Here is a 23,809-nt window from a genome sequence, read left to right as displayed (position 1 = left end):
TGAGGGAATGAATCGTTTCAAACCCTGTGGCTCCGACAGTAAAGGCTGTGTTGACGGCTGTCAAGACGGCATGAGAGTCTGTTACCGCGTCCGTTACTGATTCGTTTCATTCCGCGGACGAGACGAGATGGAGGCCGCCGTGGCGGTGAGTGTGCGCGAGGTCGCCGAAGACGCGGGAGTCTCGGTCGGGACCGTGTCGAACGTGCTCAACCGGCCCGAGAAAGTCGCCGCCGACACCGTCTCCCGCGTGCAGGCATCGATCGACAGGCTGGGCTTCGTACGCAACGACGCCGCGCGCCAGCTGCGCGCCGGCCGCAGCCGCACGATCGGCCTGGTCGTCCTCGACATCCGCAACCCCTTCTTCGCCGAGATCATCCGCGGGGCCGAGGAGCGTGCAGACGAGCACGGCCTCTCGGTGCTCGTGGCCAACAGCGACGAGAAACAGGAACGCGAGGCGATGCACCTCGACCTGTTCGAGGAGCAGCGCGTGACCGGCGTGCTCGTGACACCCGTGGCGGAGTCCCTCCCTCGGCTCGCCCGCATGCACGATCGGGGCACGCACGCCGTGCTCGTCGACCGCGAGTCGCATGACGAGCGCTTCGCCTCCGTTGCCGTCGACGACGTCGAGGGCGGCCGCATCGCGATGGAGCACCTGCTGGGCCTCGGGCGACGTCGCTTCGCCTTCGTCGGCGGTCCCATCGCGCTGCGCCAGGTCTCGGATCGTCTGAGCGGTGCGCAGGCCGCGGCCGCCGCGGCGGGCGTCGGCCTGGAGTTCGTGGCGACCGCGGCGCTCACCGTCGAGGAGGGGCGCCGGGCGGGACGGCTCATCCTCGACCGCCCTCGCGCCCAGCGCCCGGACGCGGTGTTCGCGTCGAACGATCTGCTCGCCCTCGGCATCCTGCAGAGCCTCGTCATGACCGGGGACGCACGCGTGCCCGACGACATCGCGCTCATCGGCTACGACGACATCGACTTCGCCGCCGCGGCCGTCATCCCGCTCAGCTCGGTGCGCCAGCCCGCAGCGCTCATCGGCTCGACCGCCGTCGATCTGCTGCTGCGCAGTCAGGGGCGGGAGGCGCCGTCCCGCGAACACGTGCTATTCCGCCCCGAGCTCGTCGCACGCACCTCGACCGTCGGCGAGGGACGCCCCGGTTCGTGACCGCCCGTCGAATCCGTTACGATGGTGACGTGCATCCGTGCTTTGCGGTTCGGATGCCTGGAGACGTCGCATAGTCCGGCCTAGTGCACCACCCTGCTAAGGTGGAGTCCCCTTACGGGGACCAGGGGTTCAAATCCCCTCGTCTCCGCACCAGAACCCCGGGAGGCATCGCCCCCGGGGTTTCTCCGTGTCGGTCGCCTCCGCTACGGTCGACTCAACAGCGGTGGCCGCGCGAGTCGGTCGCCTCGACAGGGGGCATAGGCATGGATGGGCAGAACAGCGACGCGGTCGCGGGGCGGCACCGGATCGACCTCTCAAAGCGGGGTCTCGAGATCGACGGCTCCCGCCTGACCTCGCTCGCCATCGACGAGCTGTCGCGTGCTCTGGGCGAGCCGCGGATCGTCGCACCGGACGCCCGGGTGGAAGCGGGGGCGAAGGCGCCGAAGTCGCTCGTCATCTGGGACGACGCCGGAGTCTGGGCATGGTCGGCCGACCTGCGTTCCGCGACCGAGCTGGGCGTGATGATCGCCGAAGACGCCGAGTGGGCGGATCGCGTCACCTTCGACATCGCCGAGAAGCGCCCTCGCGGCATCGCCGCAGACGGGTTCACGATCGACGGCGGCGCCCCACTCGCGGCCATCCCCGAGAGCGACCTCCGCGAGGCGTACCTCTTCATCGATGTGGAGCTCGGCGACTGGGACTGCACCCTCATGCTCACCTCAGAGGCGGCGGCGTTCTCGCGCGAGATGGAGGTGCGCGACCGGCTCGCGGCCATCGACAGCGGCGAGATCGCAGCGGACCTCCGGGCGCAGCAGACGCCCTTCCGGGAGGCGTCGATCAGCCATCGTGCCCCGGCCGAGAGCACCCCGCCTGCGCCCAGCCGATCCTGGGCGCACACCGCCCCGGAGGGTCCCGTTCTGCGTTTCGACACCCCCTCCTTCGGCTACGCGGTGGTGCAGCACCTCATGTACGACCGAGAGCTTCTCAGCCCCGCGTTCGATGTGCACGCCTTCGCCGCCGACACACCGGGCGTCACGGCACCCCTCGACAACGACGGAACCGTCATCCCCGAGGTCGCCGAATGGTTCGCGACGCTCCCGATGCCGGCATCCCTCGCCGACCAGGTGGAGGAGCTGTACCTCGACGGCGGCAACGACATCTACCTGCAGCTCGCGCCGCAGTGGGACGGAGAAGACGAGGCGTTCGCGATCCCCACGATCTCGCCGCAGGAGCTCGCGCAGTTCCCGCGGCTGACCACGGTCGAAGACGTGGGCGGATTCCTCGGCGACGAGGCGCGCCGCCGTCTCACCGAGGCCGGGATCACGATCGTCGACTGACGGAAGAAGATCCGCGCCGCGAGGTGCCTCGGATCGGCGAGCCGCGTCGGGTAATCTCGCGGGCATGTCCAGCGCACCCACGGCGAGCCCGAAGCGCGAGGCCTTCGGCTCGCGGAACGTCTTCATCATGTCCGCGATCGGCTCGGCCGTGGGCCTGGGCAACATCTGGCGCTTCCCGTACGTCGCGTACGAGGGCGGCGGGGGAGCCTTCCTCATCCCGTATCTCTGCGCACTGCTCACCGCCGGCATCCCGCTGCTCTTCCTCGACTACGCGATCGGGCACCGCTTCCGCGGCTCCGCGCCGCTGGCGTTCCGTCGCATGCACAAGGCGGCGGAACCCCTCGGGTGGTGGCAGGTGCTCATCTGCGTCGTCATCGCGGTCTACTACGCGGTCATCGTGGCCTGGGCGGCGATGTACACCTGGTTCTCGGCGCAGCTGAGCTGGGGCGCCGGCAACGAGGAGAACTTCTTCTTCGCCGACTTCCTGCAGTCGGCCGATGTCGCCGAGACGGGCGTGTCCACCGATTTCGTGCCGCAGGTCGGCATCCCGCTCGCCGTGGTCTGGCTCGTCGTCATCGTGATCATGGCGCTCGGCGTCAAGCGCGGCATCGGCGCCGCGAACATGATCCTCATGCCGCTGCTCACCGTGATGTTCGCGGTGCTCGTCGTGCAGTCGCTGTTCCTCCCCGGCGCGATGGACGGTCTCAACGCCTTCTTCACCCCGAACTGGCAGGCGCTGGCCGACCCGGCGGTATGGGCGTCGGCCTACGGGCACATCTTCTTCTCGCTGTCGGTGGCCTTCGGCATCATGGTGACGTACTCGTCGTACCTCAAGCGCAAGACCGACCTCACCGGCTCGGGTCTGGTCGTCGGATTCGCCAACTCGGGCTTCGAGATCCTCGCCGGCATCGGGGTCTTCGCGGCGCTCGGATTCATGGCGCAGGCGCAGGGGGTGGAGGTCTCCGGCGTGGCCTCCTCGGGCATCGGGCTGGCCTTCATCGCCTTCCCGACGATCGTCTCCCAGGCCGCGGGCGGATCGATCATCGGAGTGCTCTTCTTCGGCGCGCTGGTGTTCGCCGGTGTCACCTCTCTCATCTCGATCCTGGAGGTCATCGTCGCGGCCCTGCAGGACAAGCTCGGGTGGAAGCGTGTGCGCACGACGCTCACCGTGTCGATCCCGCTCGCGGTGATCTCGATGGCCCTCTTCTCGACGACGACGGCGCTGTCGGTGCTCGACACGACGGATGCCTTCGTCAACGCCTTCGGCATCATGGCGGTGGCCCTCGTCGCCGTGGTCGTCGTCTCGTGGCTGCTGCACAAGCTGCCGGTGCTGCAGGAGCACCTCAACCGTCGCTCGAGCTTCCGGGTCGGGTTCGTGTGGAAGGTTCTGGTCGGCGCCCTGGCCCCGCTCGTGCTCGGCTACCTGCTCGTGAGCGAGCTCATCGCCAAGATCTCCGAGCCGTACGGCGGCTATCCGGGGTGGTTCCTCTCGGTGTTCGGGTGGGGCATGGTGATCGCGCTCGTCGTCATCGGTGTGCTGCTCTCGCTCGTGCCATGGAGCAGGCACTCGCACGCCAAGGACGACCCGGAGTACGACGAGTTCCTCGACGAGGAGAACTACGAGCCCGATCCCGAGACCGGCATGCACGCACTGCCGGGAGCATCCGCGAAGGAGGCCCGCGCATGACCGCCCCCGCCATCGTCATGATGGTCGTCGCCATGGTCACGGTCTGGGGCGGGCTGATCGCCGCGGTCGCGAACCTGGCGCGCCACCCCGAGGCCGCCGAGAACGAGCCCGTCCCCCCGACCGAGCTCTGAGGCGACGAACGGGGCGGGCGAGCCGTGGCGATCGACCCGAAGAAGACGCTCGACGCGTACCGGGCGAAGCGCGGGGAGATGCGCCTCGTCGAGGTGCCGCCGACGCAGTACCTGATGGTCGACGGCGCGGGCGATCCGAACACATCACCGCAGTTCGCGGATGCCGTCGCGGCGCTGTACCCGATCGCCTACGGCGTGAAGTTCGCCAGTCGGGAGCAGCTCGGCATCGACACCGTGGTCATGCCGCTCGAAGGGCTCTGGGATGCACCGGACCGCGCATCCTTCACCACGCGGCGTGACAAGACCCAGTGGGTGTGGACCCTCATGATCATGGTTCCCGACCACGTCACGGTGGAGATGGTCGAGGCTGCGCGAGCGGCAGCCCTGCGCAAGAAGCAGCCGTCCGGGTCGCTGGGAGACGTCCGTTTCGAGACCCTCGACGAGGGACTGGTCGTGCAGACGCTGCACGTCGGTCCGTTCGACGAGGAGGGGCCGGTGCTGGACGATCTGCACCATCGCTTCGTGCCCGAGAACGGGCTCGCGATGACCGGTCTCCACCACGAGATCTACCTCAGCGATCGTCGACGCGTCGAGCCCGCCAAGCTGCGGACGATTCTGCGGCAGCCGGTGGCGCGGGTCAGCTGACCGTCGCGACGGACCAGGGAGCTTAGCCGCTGGTATACCGATCTGGCAATGGCGTTCTCGGATGTCGGCGTCCTTCGTAGGTTGAGTGCACCAACCGAATCAGAGGAGCCCATCATGACTGCACAGATCCGTACACCTGAGGGCTCCGGGTGCGGGAACGGCGAGACGACTCTCGCCTCCGTGCCCGTCGAGACTGCCGTGAACACGCCGGCCGCATCCGCCCCCGCGTCGGTCGAACCGACCTACGAGCGCGTCGACCTCGACCGCTACGTCGTGCTGCACGACGGCCCCGTGGGCTACGTCGAGTCCGTGCCGCCGCTGTTCGTCTGCTACGTCGGGCACCCCTACCCCCAGGCCGAGGAGATCGCGCAGGTGCACGACTTCCACCAGGCCATCGACGCGGTCATCGGCCGTGTCGAGTCGGCTCGGCGCTCTAAGCTCTCCGCATGACCCGCGAGATCTGGCCCGGAACCCCGTACCCCCTGGGTGCCACCTACGACGGACAGGGCACCAACTTCGCCCTCTTCAGCGAGTGCGCCGAACGCGTCGAGCTGTGCCTGTTCGACGCCGACGGCAACGAGGAGCGCGTCGAGCTGACCGAAGTCGACGCCTTCGTGTGGCACGGCTACCTGCCCACCGTGCAGCCGGGGCAGCTCTACGGCTATCGCGTGCACGGCCCCTACGAACCCACGGAGGGGCAGCGTTTCAACCCCAACAAGCTGCTGCTCGACCCCTACGCCAAGGCCGTCTCGGGCGACATCGACTGGGGGCAGTCGCTGTTCGGCTACGAGTTCGGCGACCCCGACTCGCGCAACGACGACGACTCCGCGGCCGCGATGGCCAAGGGCGTCGTCGTCAACCCGTTCTTCGAGTGGGGCGGCGACCGACCGCTGAAGACGCCGTACGCGCAGACCGTGATCTACGAAGCCCACGTGAAGGGCCTCACGGTGCAGCACCCCGAGGTGCCCGAGGAGATGCGCGGTACCTACGCCGGCATCGCCCACCCGGCCATCATCGAGCACCTGCAGCGCATCGGGGTCACCGCGATCGAGCTGATGCCGGTGCACCAGTTCGTCAACGACTCGGTGCTGCAGGACAAGGGCCTGTCGAACTACTGGGGGTACAACACCCTCGCCTTCTTCGCTCCGCACAACGCCTACGCCGCGAACGGCGACCAGGGGCAGCAGGTGCAGGAGTTCAAGGCCATGGTGCGCTCGCTGCACGAGGCGGGCATCGAGGTCATCCTCGACGTGGTCTACAACCACACCGCCGAGGGCAACCACATGGGCCCGATGCTCTCGATGCGCGGCATCGACAACCAGGCGTACTACCGCCTCGAAGAAGACAAGCGCTACTACACCGATTACACCGGCACCGGCAACAGCCTCAACGCCGGCAGCCCCCACGCGCTGCAGCTCATCATGGACTCGCTGCGCTACTGGGTGACCGAGATGCACGTCGACGGCTTCCGCTTCGATCTCGCCTCGACTCTGGCCCGCGAGTTCTACGACGTCGACCGCCTGGCGGCCTTCTTCGAGCTCGTGCAGCAGGACCCGATCGTGTCGCAGGTGAAGCTGATCGCCGAGCCGTGGGACGTCGGGCCCGGCGGGTACCAGGTCGGCAACTTCCCGCCGCAGTGGACGGAGTGGAACGGCAAGTACCGCGACACGGTCCGCGACTTCTGGCGCGGCGAGCCGCAGGCGCTCGGCGAGTTCGCGTCCCGCCTGACCGGCTCGGCCGACCTGTACGAGCACTCGGGCCGACGCCCGGTGGCGTCGATCAACTTCGTCACCGCGCACGACGGCTTTACCCTCCGCGACCTCGTCTCGTACAACGAGAAGCACAACGACGCGAACGGCGAGGACAACAACGACGGCGAATCCCACAACCGCTCCGACAACAACGGGGCAGAGGGCCCGACCGACGACGCCGAGGTGAACCGGCGTCGCGCCCGCCAGCAGCGCAACTTCCTCGCGACGCTGCTGCTCTCGCAGGGTGTGCCGATGATCGCCCACGGCGATGAGCTGGGGCGCACGCAGGGCGGCAACAACAACGGGTACGCGCAGGACAACGAGATCACCTGGGTCGACTGGGAGTCGGCAGACCTTCCTCTTGTGGAGTTCACGGCGACGGTGGCGCGACTGCGCCATGAGCATCCGACCTTCCGCCGCAGCCGGTTCTTCGACGGTCGCCCGGTGCGCGACGAAGACGGCGGGCGTGCGCCCGACGTGGTGTGGCTGCGCCCCGACGGTCGCCGCATGAAGCCGGAGGACTGGGACTCCGGGTTCGGTCTGTCGGTCGGCATGTTCCTCAACGGCTACGGCATCCGCGAGAAGGACGTGCGGGGCCGCGCGGTCACCGACGTCAACTTCCTCGTGTACTTCAACAGCGGGGATGCTCCGGTGGAGCTCGTGCTGCCCGACCGCCGTCTCGGCGCCGGGTGGGAGATCGTCGTCGACACCACGGGCGAACTGCGTCACGACGAGCCGGTCGCCCCCAAGGCGACGCTGCCGCTCGACGCGCGCTCGATGCTCGTGCTGCGCGAGAGCGCCGAGCCCGAACCCGAGCCCGACTACTCGGTCGAAGCATCGCTGCGTGCGCAGTCCGAGCAGGCGGAGCAGGCCGAGCAGGCGAGCCAGGCCGAGCAGGCGCAACAGTCCGAGCAGGTGGCGGGCGAGAACGAAGAGGCGGATGCTCCCGCCGCCACGCACGAGGAGAACGCATGACCCGCAGGCCACTGTCGACCTACCGCCTGCAGATCACGTCCCGCTTCCCGCTGGAGGCCGCCGCCGAGGTCACCGACTACCTGTCGGCCCTCGGGGCGTCGTGGGCGTACCTGTCGCCGATCCTGGCCGCGACCCCCGGGTCGGACCACGGCTACGACGTGGTCGACCATTCGCGCATCGACCCGAGCCGCGGCGGTGCCGACGGGCTGGACCGGTTCGCCGCCGCGGCGCGCGCGAACGACCTCGGCATCCTCGTCGACATCGTGCCCAACCACGTCGGCGTCGCCGTGCCCCGCGAGAACCCGTGGTGGTGGGACGTCCTGCGCCTGGGACGCTCGTCGCGCCACGCGCTGGCGTTCGACATCGACTGGCGCCGCGGCGACGACCGCGTGCGTCTCGCGATCCTCGGGGCGCAGCCCGACGAGGTGGTCGCCTCGGGCGACCTCGTGGTCGACACGACCGCCCAGCCGGATGCTCCCGACGGAACCCTGTCGTACTTCGAGCACGTGTTGCCGCTCGCTCCGGGGTCGGGTCGTCTCGCCGATGATCTGCCGGCCCTCCTGGCAGCGCAGAACTACGAGTTGCGGTTCTGGGAGGATCAGAACACCGATCTGAACTACCGCCGCTTCTTCGCCGTCTCGGAGCTCGCCGGGCTCCGCGTCGAGCTTCCCGACGTGTTCGCCGAGTCGCACCGCGAGATCCTCCGTTGGATCACCGACGGGCTCGCCGACGGGCTCCGTGTCGACCACCCCGACGGGCTGTCCGAACCCGGGGCGTACCTCGAGCAGCTCGCCGATGCCACGGGCGGGGCGTACACGCTCGTCGAGAAGATCCTCGAACCGGGTGAGGCGCTGCCCGACTGGTGGCGCACCGACGGCACCACGGGGTACGACGCGCTGGGCGAGATCGACCGCGTGCTCATCGACGCCGAGGGCGTCGCCGCTCTCGATGCGCTCGACGCTCGACTGCGGGCCGCGACCGGGCAGCCCGAGGCCGTCGACTGGCATGAGCTGACCCGCGAGACGAAGCGCATGATCGCCGAGACCATCCTGCAGTCCGAGGTGCGGCGCCTCGTGCACGCGCTGCCGTTCGGCGTGGTCGACGCCCGATACGCGCTGGCCGAGATCGTCGCCGCGTTCCCCGTCTACCGGTCGTACCTGCCGGCGGGCCGCGAGCACCTCGACCTCGCCCTCGCCGAGGCCGCGCGTCAGCGTCCAGACCTCGCGCCGTCGATCGCCGAGCTCGGCGAGCTGCTGGCCGACCCGTCGAACGAGGTCGCCGAGCGCTTCCAGCAGCTCAGCGGAGCCGTGATGGCCAAGGGCGTCGAAGACACCGCGTTCTACCGGCACACGCGTCTCGGCACCCTCACCGAGGTGGGCGGAGACCCGTCGATCCCGGCGCTGACGGTCGCCGAGTTCCACGCCGCACAGCAGAGCCGGCTGGCCGCATGGCCGCACTCGATGACCACGCTGTCGACGCACGACACGAAGCGATCGGAAGACGTGCGCGCCCGGCTCTCGGTGCTCGCCGAGATGCCCGAGCGCTGGGCCGAGGTGCTCGACGAGCTGCGTGCGATCGCCACGACGGGCCACGGTCCCCTCGATGCCATGCTCTGGCAGGCCGCCGTGGGTGCCTGGCCGATCCCGTCGGATCGCCTGCTCGCCTACGCCGAGAAGGCGGCGCGCGAGGCGGCCGACGGCACCGGCTGGCAGCACCCCGACGAGGAGTTCGAGAAGGGACTCGCCGCCATCGCCGAGGCCGCGAACGGAGCGGCCCGCGCGACGATCGAGGCGTTCGTCGACGAGATCATCGGGTTCGGTCGCTCGAACTCGCTCGCCGCGAAGCTGCTGCAGCTGACCGGACCGGGCGTGCCCGACGTGTACCAGGGCAGCGAGCGGTGGGACCTCTCGCTCGTCGACCCCGACAACCGGCGCCCCGTCGACTTCGCCGAGAACGCGGCGCTGCTGCGCCAGCTCGACGACGACGTGACACGCGGTCGGCTGCCCGCGATCGACGATTCGGGGCTCGCGAAGATGCTCGTCACCTCGCGCGCGCTGCGCCTGCGACGCGACAACCCCGAGCTGTTCGGCGTGTACCGCCCGGCCGCGGTGGGGGGGGAGGCGTCGGCGCACGCCGTCGCCGTAGACCGCGGAGGCGTCACCGCGGTCGCCACACGCCTGCCCGTGGCGCTGCAGCGCCGCGGCGGCTGGGGCGACACCCTGCTGATGCGACCCGACGTGCCGGCCACCGACGTCCTGACCGGACGTCGGATCGAGCCCGGTCCCGTGCGGCTGGCCGACCTGCTCGACACCTATCCTGTGGCACTGCTCGTGGAGGCACGATGATCGAGGTCTGGGCACCGCGCGCACAGCGCATGCGGCTGCGGACGATGACGGATTCCGGCGCTCCTGCCGGAGACGCCGAGATGACCGCCGGGGCCGACGGCTGGTGGCACGCCGACGTCGAGCTCGCCGACGGCGAGCGCTACGGGTTCGTGCTGGGCGACGGCGAGGACGTGCGCCCCGATCCGCGATCGCGGCGCCAGCCCGACGGCGTGCACGGCCCCTCGGCCGCGTTCGACGTCACGGCCCACGCCTGGACCGACGACGCGTGGACGGGGCGGCAGCTCGCGGGCGGTGTGATCTACGAACTGCACGTGGGCACCTTCACCCCCGAGGGAACGTTCGATGCGCTGATCGACCGGCTCGACCATCTCGTCGACCTGGGAGTGACGCATGTCGAGCTGCTTCCCGTGAACGACTTCAACGGCACGTGGAACTGGGGCTACGACGGGGTGCTCTGGTACGCCGTGCACGAGCAGTACGGCGGACCCGCCGGCTACCAGCGGCTCGTCGATGCAGCGCACGCGCGCGGTCTCGCCGTGATCCAGGACGTGGTCTACAACCACCTGGGCCCGAGCGGCAACTACCTGCCCGAGTTCGGCGAGTACTTGCGCGACGGCGACCGCAACACCTGGGGCGACTCGGTCAACCTCGACGAGCGCGCGGTGCGCGACTACATCGTCGACAACGCTCTGATGTGGCTGCGCGACTTCCACGCCGACGGCCTGCGGCTGGACGCCGTGCACGCGCTGCGCGACGAGCAGCCGCTGCACATCCTGCAGGAGATCGCCGAGCGCGTCGACGCCCTCTCGGCGCAGCAGAACCGCCCGCTGACCCTCATCGCCGAGTCGGACATGAACGATCCGACGCTCATCCTCCCGCGCGAGGCGGGTGGGTACGGCCTCACCGCGCAGTGGTCGGACGACTGGCATCACGCGGCCCACGTCGCGCTGACCGGGGAGACGGCGGGGTACTACGAGGACTTCGCCGCGGCGGATGCTCTCGCCAAGGTCACCCGCGGAGGCTTCTTCCACGACGGCACGTTCTCGTCGTTCCGCGGTCGCCCGCACGGTGCCCCCATCCCCGACACCGTCCCGGCCTGGCGACTGGTGACGTTCGCGCAGGATCACGATCAGATCGGCAACCGGGCCGCGGGCGACCGCCTCTCGCAGTCGCTGTCGCCCGATCGGCTCGCGGTCGCGGCCGTGCTCACCCTCACCGCCCCCGGCACCCCCATGCTCTTCATGGGGGAGGAGTGGGGGGCATCCACCCCCTGGCAGTTCTTCACGTCGCACCCCGAGCCCGAGCTCGGGAAGGCGACCGCCGAAGGGCGCATCGCCGAGTTCGAGCGCATGGGCTGGGACCCCGACCAGGTGCCGGACCCGCAGGATCCGGCGACCTTCGAACGCTCGCATCTCGACTGGGCCGAACTCGACCGGCCGACGCACGCGCGCCTGCACGCGCTGTACCGCGACCTGATCGCGCTGCGCAGCGCGCGCCCCGAACTCACCGAGCCCGACATGACGCGCAACCGCGTGACCGTGGAGGTGAACGCGGCCGACACCGCGGGTGCGCCCGATCGCCGCGTCCTGCGCATCGAGCGCGGCGGGGTGTCGGTGCTCGTCAACCTCTCCGACGCCGAGGCGCGCTTCGCGGTCGGCCCCGACGCCCGCGTGCTGTTGGCCACGACGGACTGCGCGCAGGGGAGCGGCACGATCGCTCTCGCGGCGGAGTCGGCCGTCGTCGTCGCGGACGGAACGGAGCCTCTGCCTCGCTCGTGATGAGAAGCTAGAAGGATGAGCACCACGCCCGTCACCGCCCCGGCCCTTCCGCTGAGCGACGACGAGGTGCGGCACCTGCGGGCCGACTTCCCGATCCTGCAGACGGAGGTCAACGGGCATCCGCTGGCCTACCTCGACTCGGGTGCGACGTCGCAGCGGCCGCTGGCGGTGCTCGATGCCGAACGGGAGTTCGCGACGCGGTACAACTCCGCGGTGCACCGCGGAGCGCACACCCTGGCCGCCGAGGCGACCGAGCTGTTCGAAGAGGCGCGCGCGGCGGTCGCGGGGTTCGTCGGCGCCGACGACGACGAGATCGTCTGGACCTCGAACGCGACCGAGGCGATCAACCTCGTGGCCTACGCGCTCTCGAACGCCTCGCTCGGGCGCGGGGGTGCCGCCGCCGAGCCGCTGCGCCTGCGCGCGGGTGACGAGATCGTCACCACCGAGATGGAGCATCACGCCAATCTGATCCCGTGGCAGGAGCTCGCCGCACGCACGGGCGCCACGCTGCGGGTCATCCCTCTCGACGACGACGGTGCGCTGCGGCTCGACGCGCTCGCCGAGCACATCACCGAGCGGGCGCGCATCGTGGCGGTGACGCATGTCTCGAACGTGCTCGGCGTGATCAATCCCGTCGAGCGCATCGTCGCCCGGGCGCGCGAGGTGGGCGCGCTCGTGCTCCTCGACGCCTGCCAGTCGGCGCCGCACCTGCCCCTCGACGTGCGGGCGCTCGATGTCGACTTCGCGGTGCTCTCCGGCCACAAGATGCTCGGGCCGAGCGGTATCGGCGCCCTCTACGGCCGTCGCGAGGTGCTCGAGATCATGCCGCCCTTCCTCACCGGAGGGTCGATGATCACGACGGTCACGACGACCGAGGCCGAGTACCTGCCCCCGCCGCAGCGCTTCGAGGCGGGCACGCAGCGCGTCTCGCAGGCCATCGCCCTCGCCGCGGCGATCGACTACCTGCAGGCCGTGGGGATGCCGCGCATCGCCGCCCACGAGGAGAAACTCGGCGCCCGCCTGCTCGCCGGACTCCGCGGCATCGACGGGGTGCGCGTGCTGGGTGCGGACATCGAGCTGCCCCGTGTGGGGCTGGCGAGCTTCGACGTCGCGGGCATCCACTCGCACGACGTGGGCCAGTTCCTCGACGACCGCGGCATCGCGGTGCGCGTCGGGCACCATTGCGCACAGCCGCTGCACCGCCGGCTGGGCGTCACGTCGTCGACTCGGGCCAGCACCTACCTGTACACCACCGAGTCGGAGGTGGATGCCGTGATCGACGGCGTCGCCGCGACCATCGACTTCTTCGGAGCACGCGCATGACGTCCGGCGACCTGCAGAACCTCTACCAGGAACTCATCCTCGACCACTCGCGCACGCCGCACGGCTTCGGTCTGCGGGAGCCGATCGCCGCACAGTCCCACCAGGTGAACCCCACCTGCGGCGACGAGGTGACCCTCCAGGTGCACCGCGCCGACGACGGCACGGTCGAGGCGATCGCGTGGGAGGGGCACGGGTGCGCGATCTCGCAGGCGTCCGCTTCACTCCTCGCCGAGCTCGCCGAGGGGCTGACGGTCGACGACCTCGAGGCGCGCATCTCGGTCTTCCGGGAGGCGATGCGTTCACGGGGGAAGATCCAGCCCGACGAGGAGCTGCTCGGCGACGCCGCCGCCCTCGGGGGCGTGTCGAAGTACGTGGCGCGGGTGAAGTGCGCGATGCTCGCGTGGGTCGCCGCGGAGGACGCGCTGCACAAGTCGGCCTGACGCCGACCGTCCGGGAATACGAGAGGCGGAGGCGCGTTGGCCCTCTCATGACCACTCTCGGAATCATCGGTGCAGGAAACATCGGCTCTCAGGTCGCCCGCGCGGCCGTCGCCGCCGGATACGACGTCGTGATCGCGAACTCGCGCGGACCGGAGACGCTCGCCGGGCTCGTCGACGAGCTCGGGCCGCGCGCCACGGCGGGAACGGCGGTCGAGGCGGCCGTCGCCGGCGACGCCGTCGTCGTGACGGTGCCGCTGAAGGCGATCGACCAGCTCCCCACCGAGGCGCTGGCGGGCAAGATCGTCCTCGACACCAACAACTACTACCTCGAGCGCGACGGGCACATCGAAGCGCTCGACAAGGGTGAGACGACCACGTCGGAGCTTCTGCAGCAGCAGTTGCCGACGTCGCGCATCGCGAAGGCCTTCAATCACATCCCGGCCGCCGACATCACCACCGACGGCACCCCGGCGGGGACGCCGAACCGTCGCGCGCTCGCCGTCGCGGGCGACGACGCCGAGGCCGTGGCGTTCGCCACGAAGCTGTACGACGAGTTCGGCTTCGACGCGGTGAACGTCGGGCCGCTGAGCGAATCGTGGCGGGTCGAGCGCGACCGGCCGGCGTACGTGGTGCGGCAGAACGCGCAGGAGCTCGAAGCGAACCTCGCGAAGGCGAACCGTCTGCCGTGAGGTCCTCCGCCCCGCCCGAGCCTCCGCTCGGGCGGGGCGTCGCACTCCAGATCACGATGGGATACCAAAGGTTGTAGAAACTTCGTGTCGAGTGCGACAATTCCCAGATGACGGGGGCGGGGGCTACCGGCGAATTGGAGTCGGTGCGAGTGACGCGCATACTGCGCGAGGACATCGTGCTGGGCAGGCGCCCGCCCGGTTCCCGGCTCGTCGAGCGCGACATCGCGGCTGAACTGCATGTCTCGCGCCTCCCCGTACGGGAGGCGATCCGCACCCTCGTGGCGGAGGGCGTCGTGGTGGCCCGGCCGCGCAGCTGGGCGGTCGTGCGCGAGTTCACCGAGCAGGACATACAGGAGTTCGCCGAGGTGCGCGAGGCGATCGAGACGCTGATCTTCGTGTTCGCCGCCCAGCGGCACGACGCCGCCGGCCTCGCGCGCATGCGCGCGGTGCTGGATCGCGAGATCTCCGCCGCGCAGAAGGGCGAGACCGAGGCCGCCCGTATCGCTGCGGGCGAGTTCCATCACGTCGCGTCGCAGTTGGCCGGCAACGACATGCTCGACGAGCTGATCGGGGTGTTCCTCACCCGTCTGCAATGGCTGTTCGGCCAGCACGACGACCTGATCGGGATGGCCGAGGAGCACCGGGTCATCTACGAGGCGATGGCCGCGCGCGACGTCGAGGCGCTGCGGATGCTGGTGCCGGAGCATCTGGCGAGCGGCCGCCGTGCGGCCGAGCGGCGGCTGCGCGCGGCGGCGCTGCGCTGAGTCTTCAGGCGGGATTGCCGGACTGAGACATGCGCGGAGGCGGGGGCGCTGAGACGTCATGCGGGCGCGCGGGCGCTTCCGGGGAGCTGGGCTGACATCTCGCGTGCCTCGAAGACCCCCGCGACATCCGGCAGGCACATCGCTATATTGAGCGCCGGGGGTGTCGGCGTTCTGGGGAGCGGTATGCGAGGCGTGGCCGTGGCGGTCGGAGGACTGCTGCTCGTGGGTGGAGCGGTGGTCGCCGTGCTCGCCGACCAGCAGCGGGTCGCCGAGATCGCCCATCTGCACGATCAGATCGATCAGGTCGACGCGCGCCTGGACGACGCCAGGGAGCAGAATCTGCGCCTCGCCGAGCGGCTGACGACTCTGCGCACGCAGATCGCCGACGACGACGCCGCGCTCGGCGACACGACGGGCTTCCTGCCATGATGCGCCGCGCGCTCGCCGTGGGTCTCGCCGCGGCCCTGCTGCTCGTCGCCGGCGTGCTCGACCGGGCATGCTCCCTCGACGCCGAGCGGGCTGATGCGCAGGCCGAACTCGTCGCCCTCAGTCAGGCGGCCGATGCGGCCGACGGACGCACGCTCCACCTGGAGGGAGCCGTCGATCGTGCCGAGCAGGACGCCGCCGACCGCGCCGCCGTGCTCGAGGTGCGGCCGGCGTTCGTCGACGCGGTCACCGCCTTCGCGGCCGCGCTGCAGCGAGCCGAGGGGGCCGTCGACACGACGGCGCTCCGGGCATCCGTCGTCTCGGCGCAGGAGTCGGTGCGGGTCGAACGCGTCGACCCGAACACGGTGACGAATGCGACGGCCGCCGTGCAGGCGCTCACAGCGAGCATCGACGAGCAGATCGCGCAGCGCAACGCGGTGCAGCGGAGCGTCGGGGCGGGGCGACCGGGGGCCGAGAGCGGCGGCGCACAGGGCTTCGAGCGGGTGCGGCAGGCCCTCGACCAGGTGGGAGGCGCCGGGGTCGGGCTGTACGAGTCGTCGTCGTGCGCCGGGGGAGAGGCGGCGGCCTGCGCGAACAGCGGGGGCTACATCAAGTACCGCGCCGACATCGCGTCGTGGAGCATGCCGCGGCTGCAGTGGGCGATGGCGCACGAGCTCGCCCATATCTATCAGTTCCGCGTGTGGGGAGCGCTGAACGATGCCCCGGCGTACGCGTCGCTGTTCGGCAGCGATCCCGAGTTCCTGGCGAACTGCATGGCGCTCGTGCGCGGCTACCCCGGGTCGCAGGGGTGCGGCCCGGAGCAGCAGGCGTGGGCATCCGCCATCTGGGTCGGGGCCGTGCAGTGATCGCCGCGTGCCGGGCTAGCCGTCCTCGGGGGAGACGGGCGTCGTCGTGTCGATTGCATCACGAAGCGGTCGCCGCATCGCCCCCCAATAACGCACCGGGGCGAGCCGGGTCAGCGCGTCGATGAGGCGCGCCTCCCGGCCGATCATCGTGCGGGCTCGTCGTCGTTCGGTGGCGCGCACGATGAGCGCCGCCGCGTCTGCCGGGTCGGTGTGGTACATCGCGGCCTGGGCGGCCGCCGCACGGTCGGCCACGGCCGGAGGGATGGCGGCGGCGTAGCGTCCGTGCAGGATGATGCCGGTGCGCACGCCCGCCGGGTACACCGCCCCGACCGTCACGTTCGATCCTTCGAGCTCGTGGCGCAGCGCCTCGGAGAAGCCCCGCACCGCGAACTTGCTCATCGCGTAGGGGATGCGGCCGGCGGGAGCGGCGAGGGCGTAGACGCTCGCAAGGTGGGTGATGTGCGCCGCGGGCGCGAGACGGAGCGCGGGGAGGAGAGCCTTCGTGATGGAGACCGTGCCCCAGAGGTTCACGTCCATGAGCCAGCGCATCTCCTCGAGAGTGAGCTGGTCGATGTCGCCGAGCATCGACGATCCCGCGCAGGTGATGAGGGCGTGCAGGTGGGGATGCGCCGCGCGCACCTCGGATGTCGCGGCGAGCACCGCCGCATCGTCGCGCAGATCGACGACGTGCGCGGTGACGACCGGCGCGACCGGTCGTAGCTCGTCGGCGAGTGCCGAGAGGGCGGCGGCGTCGTGGTCGATCAGTGCGAGAGGCGCACCGCGCGCCGCGAGGAGCCGCGCGACCTCGGCGCCCATTCCGTGCGCCGCCCCGGTGATCGCGGTCGTGGCGGAGGCGAGTGAGAGCGGGCGCATGCATCCTCTTCCCGGGCCGGCTGCGGTGCCGTGCCCTGTCGTGCTCTCCTCATTCTCACCGAGGTGCCGGGGGAGCGATACGGGTACCCTCGTAGATGAGGAGGTTCGCGTGGGACGGACAGCGGATGCCATCGCCGAAGGTGTCGCGATCGCGACCGCCGCCGCGCGTCTCGCCGTGAAGAACCACATCCTCGTGGGCACCATCGCCGAGGGCGGCGTGTTTGATACCGCGAAGTACCTCGACGACGCACGCGAGGCGTTGCGTGCGATGGCCGAGGAGTCCGAGGCCGCCGCCGAGACGGTCACCGCGCTGCGCAAGCGCGCCCGGGGGCGCCACTCCGACCCCCACGGCACGCACGACTACCGCGACCGTGATGTGCGCAACCTACGCCGACGGGCCAAGCAGTCGAGCGGTGTCGCTGCGCGGCTGCGCGAGATGATGGAAGACCCCGAGCAGTTGCGCGTCATCGTCGAGGAGGCGCGGGCGGCCGCATGGTCGGACGTGCGGCACAACCTCGACCGGCGGCTGCGCGTCGAGGGCATGCGGCCCGAGCAGGACCCCGACTACGAGCGCATGCGCGACGCACGCATGCAGGCCCTGCGGCTCGTCGACCTGCAGGCCCTGTCGTCCGCGCAGCGGGCCAAGGCCAAGCGGCAGAAGAAGCTCGCCGACGCGGCCGCCGACGCCGGGTGAGGCCTCGTTTCGCTTTCGCGGCGAGACTGTTGTAGGCTGTTCTACGGCCCGCTGAGCGGGTCAGGAGCGCCCCTAGCTCAATGGATAGAGCATCTGACTACGGATCAGAAGGTTGGGGGTTCGAGTCCCTCGGGGCGCACCAGCTGAAACCCCCGTCGCGAAAGCGGCGGGGGTTTCGTCGTCTCCGGCATCCGCGGTGCTTCGCGTCAGGAGGTGCCTCGTCGTTGCGCTCTGGGCGCGGAACGAGCCAGGCGTGAGATCGCCATCGATGCTCCCAGCGTAAGAAGCAACAGCGCCACGAGGATCGATTTGCCGGGCTCAGCTCCCGTGGCGGCCAGCTCAGGTTGCTTCGAGTCCGCAGGCGTCCCCGCGTTGGACGGCAAAGGAGACGGGGAAACGGGTTGCGGGGGGAGGGGCTCGGCTGGGGGCGTAACGTTTTCGTCGGGCTGAGGTTCCGAGGTTGCGCTCGGTGAGGGCGTCACTGGCGGCTCAGGGGTTGGTGGCACCTCCTGTGGGATCACGACCGTGCTGAACGTCGCTTCGGACGGGATCGTGATGCCGTCGCAGGCAGTGTAAACGGCTACCTCGTACTCTTTGCCGGGAACCCAGTCGATGTCGAACGACCATTCCGTCCCTGTGGTTGACGCGTTATAGGCGGGGTTGTCCGAGCCGATGTCGTAGGGCGGTTCGTTGATGGTGACGAGGTGCAGGGCTAGAGGAACGTCAGACTGCCACTCCCAGGTGACGTGAAGGGTGGAGGGCGCCTCGAGCGTGAGAACTACGTTGGTCGGTATCGGGCAAATATCTTGCTCGGCTGCATACACCGGCCCCGCTCCAGCTGCGACGGCGCAGAGTGCGGCGGCCGTCGATAAGCCGGCCCGCAGGTGCGGTCGCGCGCTGTGACGTCTGGTCACATCGTACGGATTGGTGTTCATCAAGGCCCTCTCGTTCAGCAGAGCGCGCGGATCGCGCACATGATGAAAGACGAGGGTGGGGGTCGAATATGTCGGAACGAAGGATGACGACCCCCACTACCCCTCCACGAGGCTCGTGATCGCCGGATCGCGCCGCGCCACCTCTACCGCGGTCGCCACGATGACACGTCGCATCGCCGACACGGCGACGGCGGGTGTCACGTCCGAGCGGTGGGCGAGGCTGACGGTGCGGGTCATCATCGGGTGCGACAGGCGCATCGAGCGCAGTCCGGGCTGGTCGAGCAGCACCATCGCGGGCACGACGGCCACGCCGAGGCCGCGTTCGACGAAGCGCAGCACGGCGTCCATCTCGGCTCCGGCGAGCACGGGGGTGGGTTCGAGGCCCTCGCTGCGGAAGGCGGCATCCGTCGTCGCCCGCAGTTCGTAGGTCTCGTCGAAGGTGATGAGCGGGAGCAGGGCGAGGTCGGCGAGGCCGATCGACGCCCCCTGCGAGAGCGGCGGCTGCGCAGCGGATGACACGACGACGAGCTCTTCGGTGAGCAGCGGCATGCGTGTGAGGCTGACGCCCGCGGGAGGCGGACCGGCCGACTCGGTGATGAGGGCCATGTCGACGGCACCGACGGCGACCTGCTCGACGAGTGCGCGAGACCCGGCCTCGGCGAGCTGCAGCTCGACGCCCGGATGAGCGACGTGAAAGGCGGCCAGCGCCTCGGCCACGAGGCTCATGCAGAGCGTGGGCGGGGCGCCGAGGCGCACGCGTCCGCGGCGCAACCCCGCCAGCTCGCCCATCTCGTCGCGGATCGCCTCGGCCTCGGCGAGCATGCGCTGAGCGCGGGGGAGCAGCGTCTCGCCGGCGGTGGTCAGGGCGATGTGACCGCGCGCGCGGTGGAAGAGTTCGGCGCCGAGTTCGCGTTCGAGCGTCGAGATCTGCCGGCTCAGCGAGGGCTGCGCGAGATGCAGATGCTCGGATGCCCGGGTGAAGTGGCCGAGGCGCGCCACCTCGACGAACCCGCGGAGCTGCTCCAGGTTCATGTCCATAGCCTACCCGCATGGTTCAGAGAGGAACTATGCATTGGATATGTGAACCGGGGCTGCCTAGCGTCGAAGGTATGAGCACCCGCGAGCGCCAGATCTCCACCACCGTCCTCGTCATCGGCACCGGCGGATCGGGCCTGCGCGCCGCGATCGAGGTCGCCGAGCACGGCGTCGACGTGCTCGCGGTCGGCAAACGCCCCCGGCAGGATGCGCACACCTCGCTCGCCGCGGGCGGCATCAACGCAGCCCTCGGCACGATGGACGCCGACGACTCGTGGCAGCAGCACGCCGCCGACACCATCAAGGAGAGCTACCTGCTCGCCAACCCGCACACGGTCGAGATCGTCACGCGCGGCGCCGAGCGGGGCATCCGCGATCTCGAACGATGGGGCATGGACTTCGCCCGCGAAGACGACGGCCGCATCTCGCAGCGCTTCTTCGGCGCCCACACCTTCCGCCGCACCGCCTTCTCGGGCGACTACACCGGCCTCGAGATCCAGCGCACGCTCGTGCGCCGGGCCGAACAGCTCGACGTGCCCATCCTCGACAACGTCTACATCACGCGCCTCCTCGTGCGCGACAACGTGATCTTCGGCGCCTACGGCTTCGACCAGGCCGACGGCACCCGCTACCTCATCCACGCGGATGCCGTCATCCTGGCCGCCGGCGGACACAACCGCATCTGGCGCCGCACCTCCTCCCGGCGCGACGAGAACACCGGCGACTCCTTCCGCCTCGCGGTCGAGGCCGGCGCCCGGCTGCGCGACCCCGAACTCGTGCAGTTCCACCCGTCCGGCATCCTCGAGCCCGAGAACGCCGCGGGCACCCTCATCTCCGAGGCCGCACGCGGGGAGGGCGGCATCCTGCGCAATGCCCTCGGCGAGCGGTTCATGTCGACCTACGACCCGGAGCGCATGGAGTTGTCGACCCGCGACCGCGTCGCGCTCGCCGCGTACACCGAGATCAAAGAGGGGCGCGGCACCGAGAACGGCGGCGTCTGGCTCGACGTCTCGCACCTGCCGCGCGAGACGATCATGACCCGTCTTCCGCGCGTCTACCAGACGATGATGGAGCTGCAGATGCGCGACATCACGGTCGATCCGATCGAGATCGCGCCGACCGCGCACTACTCCATGGGCGGCGTGTGGGTGCGGCCGGACGACCATCAAACCGACGTCGACGGGCTCTACGCGATCGGCGAGGCGTCCAGCGGTCTGCACGGCGCGAATCGGCTGGGCGGCAACTCCCTCATCGAACTGCTCGTCTACGGACGCATCGTCGGGCAGGCGGCCATCCACCACGCGGCCTCGCTCGACGCGCAGCGCCGGTCGGCGGATGCGGTGAACGCCGCGCGCGCCGAGATCGACGACCTGCTCGCCGCCGACGGGCGCGAGAACGTGCGCGCGCTGCAGCGCGCGATCCGCAACACGATGACCGAGCATGCGGGCGTGGTGCGGTCGGAGGAGGGTCTGCGTCAGGGCCTTGCCGAGCTCGACCTGATCGAGGGACGGATGGAGGATGTCGGCATCCATCCCGACATCGCCGGATTCCAGGACCTCGCGCACGCATTCGATCTCAAGGCATCGGCGCTCGCGGCCCGGGCGACCATGGAGGCCGCGTTGGAACGTCGGGAGACCCGCGGATGCCACAACCGCAGCGACTTCCCCGACACCGACCCGACGCTGCAGGTGAACCTCGTCTGGTCGCCGAGCGCCGGCGTGACGCGCGAGGAGATCCCCGCCGTTCCCGACGAGATCGCCGCGCTGATGCGCGACGTCGACACCGCGGGCAAGCTCGTCGAGTGACGGTCGCGCGTGCGGGCTCCCTCGGCTGTGAGGGGTCAGGACACGCCGTATCGCGCGGGTGAGACGCGGCACTTTCTGACCCCTCACGCGACGGGGCCGCCCTCACGCGAGGAGGCTGCCCTCACACGAGCGGCACGCCCCCACGTGCGAGGGGAGCGGGCTCACTCCTCGGTGTCGATGACTCCGATCCCGACTGCCTGATGATCGGGATCGGAGTCGTCCTTCTCGGGAGCCTTCGGCTCTTCGCCGGGCGCCTTCTCGGTGCTCGGCTCCTGAAGCTCGTCGGTGCTCGGCACCTCATCGTCATCGGCCTGCTCGGGGCTGTCGGCCTCGGGCGGCGTCGTCGCCTCGCCCACCGCCTGGTCGGGCTCGGGCGTACTGTCCTGCGGGCCGCCCTGCTCGGGCATGTGCGTGTCGGTCGACGCGGGCGTCGGGGTGGGGGTCTGCGCCTCGGGCGAGAGCTCGTCGGCGGGGTCCTGCGCGGGAGTGCTGTCGGTCATGATGATCCCCTTTCGCGTGTGCTTTCCCCCAGCATGCGGCGGATGCCCGGTCGCGGGCAGGGGGTTGACGGGCCGCGCTCGCCGAGGCATCCGCGCCCTGTGGGTTAACGGCCGTGAACCGAACCGCTGCCGACGGCGTAGCCTGGAGGAGTGACAGCGTACGTCTCGGCCTTCGACCTCTTCTCCATCGGAGTGGGGCCCTCGAGCTCCCACACGGTCGGGCCGATGCGGGCGGCGCTCGACTTCGCCCAGCGCCTCGAATCGTCCGGCGTCGTCGCCCGCGCGGCGCGAGTCGGCTGCACGCTCTACGGCTCGCTGGGCGCGACCGGCATCGGCCACGGCACGCCGGACGCCGTCGTCGCGGGGCTCCGCGGGCTCTCGCCCGAGACCTGCGATCCGGCCGAGGTGCGCGCGGCCTGGAGCGCCTACCCCGACGGAGCGCCTCTGCGGCTCGCGGGTACCCACGACGTGGCGTTCGCGAAGGACGACATCGTGTTCGCCCCGCGCACCCGGCTGCCCGGGCATCCGAACGCCATGACCCTCACCGCCGCGGACGCGGACGGAGCGGTCATCGCCGAGGAGACCTACTACTCCGTCGGCGGTGGGTTCATTCGCCGCGACGGCGAGGACGCCGCAGTCGCCTCCGCCGCCTTCCCCTACTCCTACGCCGACGCCGCGTCGCTGCTCGCGCTCTGCGACGAGCACGGTCTGTCGATCGCCGAGGTCGCGCGGCTTAACGAAACCGCGATCCGCACCGAGCAGGAGGTCGCCGCGGGACTCGACGCGATCTGGGACGCGATGGCTGGATGCGTCGACGCCGGGCTGCACGCCGACGGTGTGCTGCCGGGGATGCTGAAGGTCAAACGTCGCGCGAGCGTGATACGAGGGCAGCTCGAGGCCTCCGAAGCCGACGGGCACCGTGAACTCCCCGGCGAATGGCTCGGTGCCTTCGCTCTGGCCGTCAACGAGGAGAACGCGGCGGGCGGGCGCGTCGTCACCGCGCCGACGAACGGCGCCGCCGGCATCCTGCCCGCCGTGGCGATGTACTGGTGGCGGTTCCTCGCCGACTCCGGCCTCGGCGCGGGCAACGCGGTCACCCCCTACGGCGAGCTCGTCGGCAGCGCCCTGCTCGGTTTCGAGGCGGATGCGCGGGCGCTCCCTGCCGCCGACGGCCTGGACGAGGAGCAGACCGCAGAGGCGAACCGCCGCCGCGGCATCCGCCGGTTCCTGCTCACCGCGACCGCGCTGGGGTCGCTGTTCAAAGCCAACGCGTCGATCTCGGGCGCCGAGGGCGGCTGCCAGGCCGAGGTCGGCTCGGCCTGCGCCATGGCCGCCGGTGGTCTGACCGCCGTCATGGGCGGCACGAACCGGCAGATCGAGAACGCCGCCGAGATCGCGATGGAGCACCACCTCGGACTCACGTGCGACCCAATCGGGGGACTCGTGCAGATCCCCTGCATCGAGCGCAACGCCATCGCCGCCTCGACCGCCGTCACGGCGGCCCGCCTCGCACTGCGCGGCGACGGCAGCCACTACGTCTCCCTCGACGCGGTCGTCGAGACCATGCGCCAGACCGGACTCGATATGTCGACCAAGTACAAGGAGACCAGCGAGGGCGGCCTCGCGGTCAACGTCATCGAGTGCTGATGCC

22 protein-coding genes and 2 tRNA genes are annotated in these 23,809 nt (G+C 70.4%); 20 read left to right on the top strand and 4 right to left on the bottom strand.

What is annotated here, in order from left to right; genetic code table 11:
- Positions 1-139: 139 nt before the first annotated feature.
- The 16 genes from AC3A3J_RS14865 (at position 140) to AC3A3J_RS14790 (ending at position 16,316) form a co-directional block, all read left to right on the top strand.
- Positions 140-1,159, top strand: a complete 1,020-nt coding sequence (locus AC3A3J_RS14865; protein WP_487673130.1) for a LacI family DNA-binding transcriptional regulator — start codon at positions 140-142, stop codon at positions 1,157-1,159.
- Between the two features lie 59 nt (positions 1,160-1,218).
- Positions 1,219-1,307, top strand: a tRNA-Ser gene (locus AC3A3J_RS14860).
- A 115-nt stretch (positions 1,308-1,422) separates the two neighbouring features.
- The gene (locus AC3A3J_RS14855; protein ID WP_487673000.1) at positions 1,423-2,496 is read left to right on the top strand and encodes a DUF6892 domain-containing protein; all 1,074 of its coding nucleotides are present in this window, start codon (positions 1,423-1,425) and stop codon (positions 2,494-2,496) included.
- A 64-nt stretch (positions 2,497-2,560) separates the two neighbouring features.
- Positions 2,561-4,183, top strand: coding sequence for a sodium-dependent transporter (locus AC3A3J_RS14850; protein ID WP_487672999.1), 1,623 nt, complete (start codon positions 2,561-2,563; stop codon positions 4,181-4,183).
- On the top strand, positions 4,180-4,314 hold the full coding sequence (locus tag AC3A3J_RS14845; protein WP_487672998.1) for a methionine/alanine import family NSS transporter small subunit: 135 nt from the start codon (positions 4,180-4,182) through the stop codon (positions 4,312-4,314). The genes AC3A3J_RS14850 and AC3A3J_RS14845 overlap by 4 nt, the downstream gene beginning before the upstream one ends.
- Before the next feature lie 78 nt (positions 4,315-4,392).
- A complete protein-coding gene (locus AC3A3J_RS14840) occupies positions 4,393-4,959 on the top strand; it encodes a GyrI-like domain-containing protein (RefSeq protein WP_487673129.1) in 567 nt (188 codons plus the stop codon).
- Positions 4,960-5,073: 114 nt separating this feature from the next.
- A complete protein-coding gene (locus tag AC3A3J_RS14835; protein WP_487672997.1) occupies positions 5,074-5,409 on the top strand; it encodes a hypothetical protein in 336 nt (111 codons plus the stop codon).
- On the top strand, positions 5,406-7,685 hold the full coding sequence (gene glgX / locus AC3A3J_RS14830; protein WP_487672996.1) for a glycogen debranching protein GlgX: 2,280 nt from the start codon (positions 5,406-5,408) through the stop codon (positions 7,683-7,685). Before AC3A3J_RS14835 ends, glgX begins: the two co-directional genes overlap by 4 nt.
- Positions 7,682-10,030: a malto-oligosyltrehalose synthase gene (gene treY / locus AC3A3J_RS14825; protein ID WP_487672995.1), complete on the top strand. Its 2,349-nt coding sequence runs from the start codon at positions 7,682-7,684 to the stop codon at positions 10,028-10,030. Before glgX ends, treY begins: the two co-directional genes overlap by 4 nt.
- Complete coding sequence (gene treZ, locus AC3A3J_RS14820; RefSeq protein WP_487672994.1) at positions 10,027-11,808, top strand: malto-oligosyltrehalose trehalohydrolase; 1,782 nt, start codon at positions 10,027-10,029, stop codon at positions 11,806-11,808. Before treY ends, treZ begins: the two co-directional genes overlap by 4 nt.
- Before the next feature lie 15 nt (positions 11,809-11,823).
- Positions 11,824-13,131, top strand: a complete 1,308-nt coding sequence (locus AC3A3J_RS14815; protein ID WP_487672993.1) for a cysteine desulfurase — start codon at positions 11,824-11,826, stop codon at positions 13,129-13,131.
- Positions 13,128-13,571 carry a Fe-S cluster assembly sulfur transfer protein SufU gene (sufU, locus tag AC3A3J_RS14810; RefSeq protein WP_487672992.1) on the top strand — a complete coding sequence of 148 codons (444 nt, stop codon included), beginning with the start codon at positions 13,128-13,130 and terminating at the stop codon, positions 13,569-13,571. Before AC3A3J_RS14815 ends, sufU begins: the two co-directional genes overlap by 4 nt.
- 47 nt (positions 13,572-13,618) lie before the next feature.
- On the top strand, positions 13,619-14,260 hold the full coding sequence (locus tag AC3A3J_RS14805) for an NADPH-dependent F420 reductase (protein ID WP_487672991.1): 642 nt from the start codon (positions 13,619-13,621) through the stop codon (positions 14,258-14,260).
- A gap of 149 nt (positions 14,261-14,409) precedes the next feature.
- The gene (locus tag AC3A3J_RS14800; protein WP_487672990.1) at positions 14,410-15,024 is read left to right on the top strand and encodes a GntR family transcriptional regulator; all 615 of its coding nucleotides are present in this window, start codon (positions 14,410-14,412) and stop codon (positions 15,022-15,024) included.
- Between the two features lie 198 nt (positions 15,025-15,222).
- Positions 15,223-15,453, top strand: coding sequence for a hypothetical protein (locus AC3A3J_RS14795; RefSeq protein ID WP_487672989.1), 231 nt, complete (start codon positions 15,223-15,225; stop codon positions 15,451-15,453).
- Positions 15,450-16,316 (top strand): hypothetical protein, encoded by an 867-nt coding sequence (locus tag AC3A3J_RS14790; RefSeq protein ID WP_487672988.1) that lies wholly within the window; start codon positions 15,450-15,452, stop codon positions 16,314-16,316. The genes AC3A3J_RS14795 and AC3A3J_RS14790 overlap by 4 nt, the downstream gene beginning before the upstream one ends.
- A gap of 15 nt (positions 16,317-16,331) precedes the next feature.
- Here the strand turns inward: AC3A3J_RS14790 and AC3A3J_RS14785 are convergent, their stop codons facing one another.
- Positions 16,332-17,189, bottom strand: coding sequence for an SDR family NAD(P)-dependent oxidoreductase (locus AC3A3J_RS14785; RefSeq protein ID WP_487672987.1), 858 nt, complete (start codon positions 17,187-17,189; stop codon positions 16,332-16,334).
- 109 nt (positions 17,190-17,298) lie between these two features.
- Between AC3A3J_RS14785 and AC3A3J_RS14780 the strand changes: the two genes are divergently transcribed.
- Both AC3A3J_RS14780 and AC3A3J_RS14775 read left to right on the top strand, forming a co-directional pair.
- Positions 17,299-17,883, top strand: a complete 585-nt coding sequence (locus AC3A3J_RS14780; RefSeq protein WP_487672986.1) for an asparagine synthase — start codon at positions 17,299-17,301, stop codon at positions 17,881-17,883.
- A gap of 66 nt (positions 17,884-17,949) precedes the next feature.
- Positions 17,950-18,025 (top strand) — tRNA-Arg (locus tag AC3A3J_RS14775).
- A gap of 64 nt (positions 18,026-18,089) precedes the next feature.
- Here AC3A3J_RS14775 and AC3A3J_RS14770 read toward each other — a convergent pair.
- Together AC3A3J_RS14770 and AC3A3J_RS14765 are read right to left on the bottom strand one after the other, a co-directional pair.
- The gene (locus AC3A3J_RS14770) at positions 18,090-18,818 is read right to left on the bottom strand and encodes a hypothetical protein (RefSeq protein WP_487672985.1); all 729 of its coding nucleotides are present in this window, start codon (positions 18,816-18,818) and stop codon (positions 18,090-18,092) included.
- A gap of 96 nt (positions 18,819-18,914) precedes the next feature.
- Positions 18,915-19,850, bottom strand: coding sequence for a LysR family transcriptional regulator (locus tag AC3A3J_RS14765; protein WP_487672984.1), 936 nt, complete (start codon positions 19,848-19,850; stop codon positions 18,915-18,917).
- A gap of 77 nt (positions 19,851-19,927) precedes the next feature.
- On the opposite strand from AC3A3J_RS14765, the gene AC3A3J_RS14760 reads away from it, so the two are divergent.
- Positions 19,928-21,658, top strand: coding sequence for an L-aspartate oxidase (locus tag AC3A3J_RS14760; protein WP_487672983.1), 1,731 nt, complete (start codon positions 19,928-19,930; stop codon positions 21,656-21,658).
- A gap of 161 nt (positions 21,659-21,819) precedes the next feature.
- Here the strand turns inward: AC3A3J_RS14760 and AC3A3J_RS14755 are convergent, their stop codons facing one another.
- Positions 21,820-22,158, bottom strand: coding sequence for a hypothetical protein (locus AC3A3J_RS14755; RefSeq protein ID WP_487672982.1), 339 nt, complete (start codon positions 22,156-22,158; stop codon positions 21,820-21,822).
- 150 nt (positions 22,159-22,308) lie between these two features.
- On the opposite strand from AC3A3J_RS14755, the gene AC3A3J_RS14750 reads away from it, so the two are divergent.
- Positions 22,309-23,805 (top strand): L-serine ammonia-lyase, iron-sulfur-dependent, subunit alpha, encoded by a 1,497-nt coding sequence (locus tag AC3A3J_RS14750; protein WP_487672981.1) that lies wholly within the window; start codon positions 22,309-22,311, stop codon positions 23,803-23,805.
- Positions 23,806-23,809 lie beyond the last annotated feature (4 nt).

The sequence above is a fragment of the Microbacterium sp. Soil_N32 genome (genome assembly GCF_057655505.1).
This window is presented reverse-complemented; position numbering and strand designations above follow the sequence as displayed.

Bases quoted from the DNA above. Each gene is read 5' to 3' on its own strand.
- AC3A3J_RS14855 (WP_487673000.1), top strand. From the start codon at position 1,423: ATGGATGGGCAGAACAGCGACGCGGTCGCGGGGCGGCACCGGATCGAC.
- AC3A3J_RS14850 (WP_487672999.1), top strand. From the start codon at position 2,561: ATGTCCAGCGCACCCACGGCGAGCCCGAAGCGCGAGGCCTTCGGCTCG.
- AC3A3J_RS14845 (WP_487672998.1), top strand. From the start codon at position 4,180: ATGACCGCCCCCGCCATCGTCATGATGGTCGTCGCCATGGTCACGGTC.
- AC3A3J_RS14840 (WP_487673129.1), top strand. From the start codon at position 4,393: ATGCGCCTCGTCGAGGTGCCGCCGACGCAGTACCTGATGGTCGACGGC.
- AC3A3J_RS14835 (WP_487672997.1), top strand. From the start codon at position 5,074: ATGACTGCACAGATCCGTACACCTGAGGGCTCCGGGTGCGGGAACGGC.
- glgX (WP_487672996.1), top strand. From the start codon at position 5,406: ATGACCCGCGAGATCTGGCCCGGAACCCCGTACCCCCTGGGTGCCACC.
- treY (WP_487672995.1), top strand. From the start codon at position 7,682: ATGACCCGCAGGCCACTGTCGACCTACCGCCTGCAGATCACGTCCCGC.
- treZ (WP_487672994.1), top strand. From the start codon at position 10,027: ATGATCGAGGTCTGGGCACCGCGCGCACAGCGCATGCGGCTGCGGACG.
- AC3A3J_RS14815 (WP_487672993.1), top strand. From the start codon at position 11,824: ATGAGCACCACGCCCGTCACCGCCCCGGCCCTTCCGCTGAGCGACGAC.
- sufU (WP_487672992.1), top strand. From the start codon at position 13,128: ATGACGTCCGGCGACCTGCAGAACCTCTACCAGGAACTCATCCTCGAC.
- AC3A3J_RS14805 (WP_487672991.1), top strand. From the start codon at position 13,619: ATGACCACTCTCGGAATCATCGGTGCAGGAAACATCGGCTCTCAGGTC.
- AC3A3J_RS14790 (WP_487672988.1), top strand. From the start codon at position 15,450: ATGATGCGCCGCGCGCTCGCCGTGGGTCTCGCCGCGGCCCTGCTGCTC.
- AC3A3J_RS14785 (WP_487672987.1), bottom strand. From the start codon at position 17,189: ATGCGCCCGCTCTCACTCGCCTCCGCCACGACCGCGATCACCGGGGCG.
- AC3A3J_RS14770 (WP_487672985.1), bottom strand. From the start codon at position 18,818: ATGAACACCAATCCGTACGATGTGACCAGACGTCACAGCGCGCGACCG.
- AC3A3J_RS14765 (WP_487672984.1), bottom strand. From the start codon at position 19,850: ATGAACCTGGAGCAGCTCCGCGGGTTCGTCGAGGTGGCGCGCCTCGGC.
- AC3A3J_RS14760 (WP_487672983.1), top strand. From the start codon at position 19,928: ATGAGCACCCGCGAGCGCCAGATCTCCACCACCGTCCTCGTCATCGGC.
- AC3A3J_RS14755 (WP_487672982.1), bottom strand. From the start codon at position 22,158: ATGACCGACAGCACTCCCGCGCAGGACCCCGCCGACGAGCTCTCGCCC.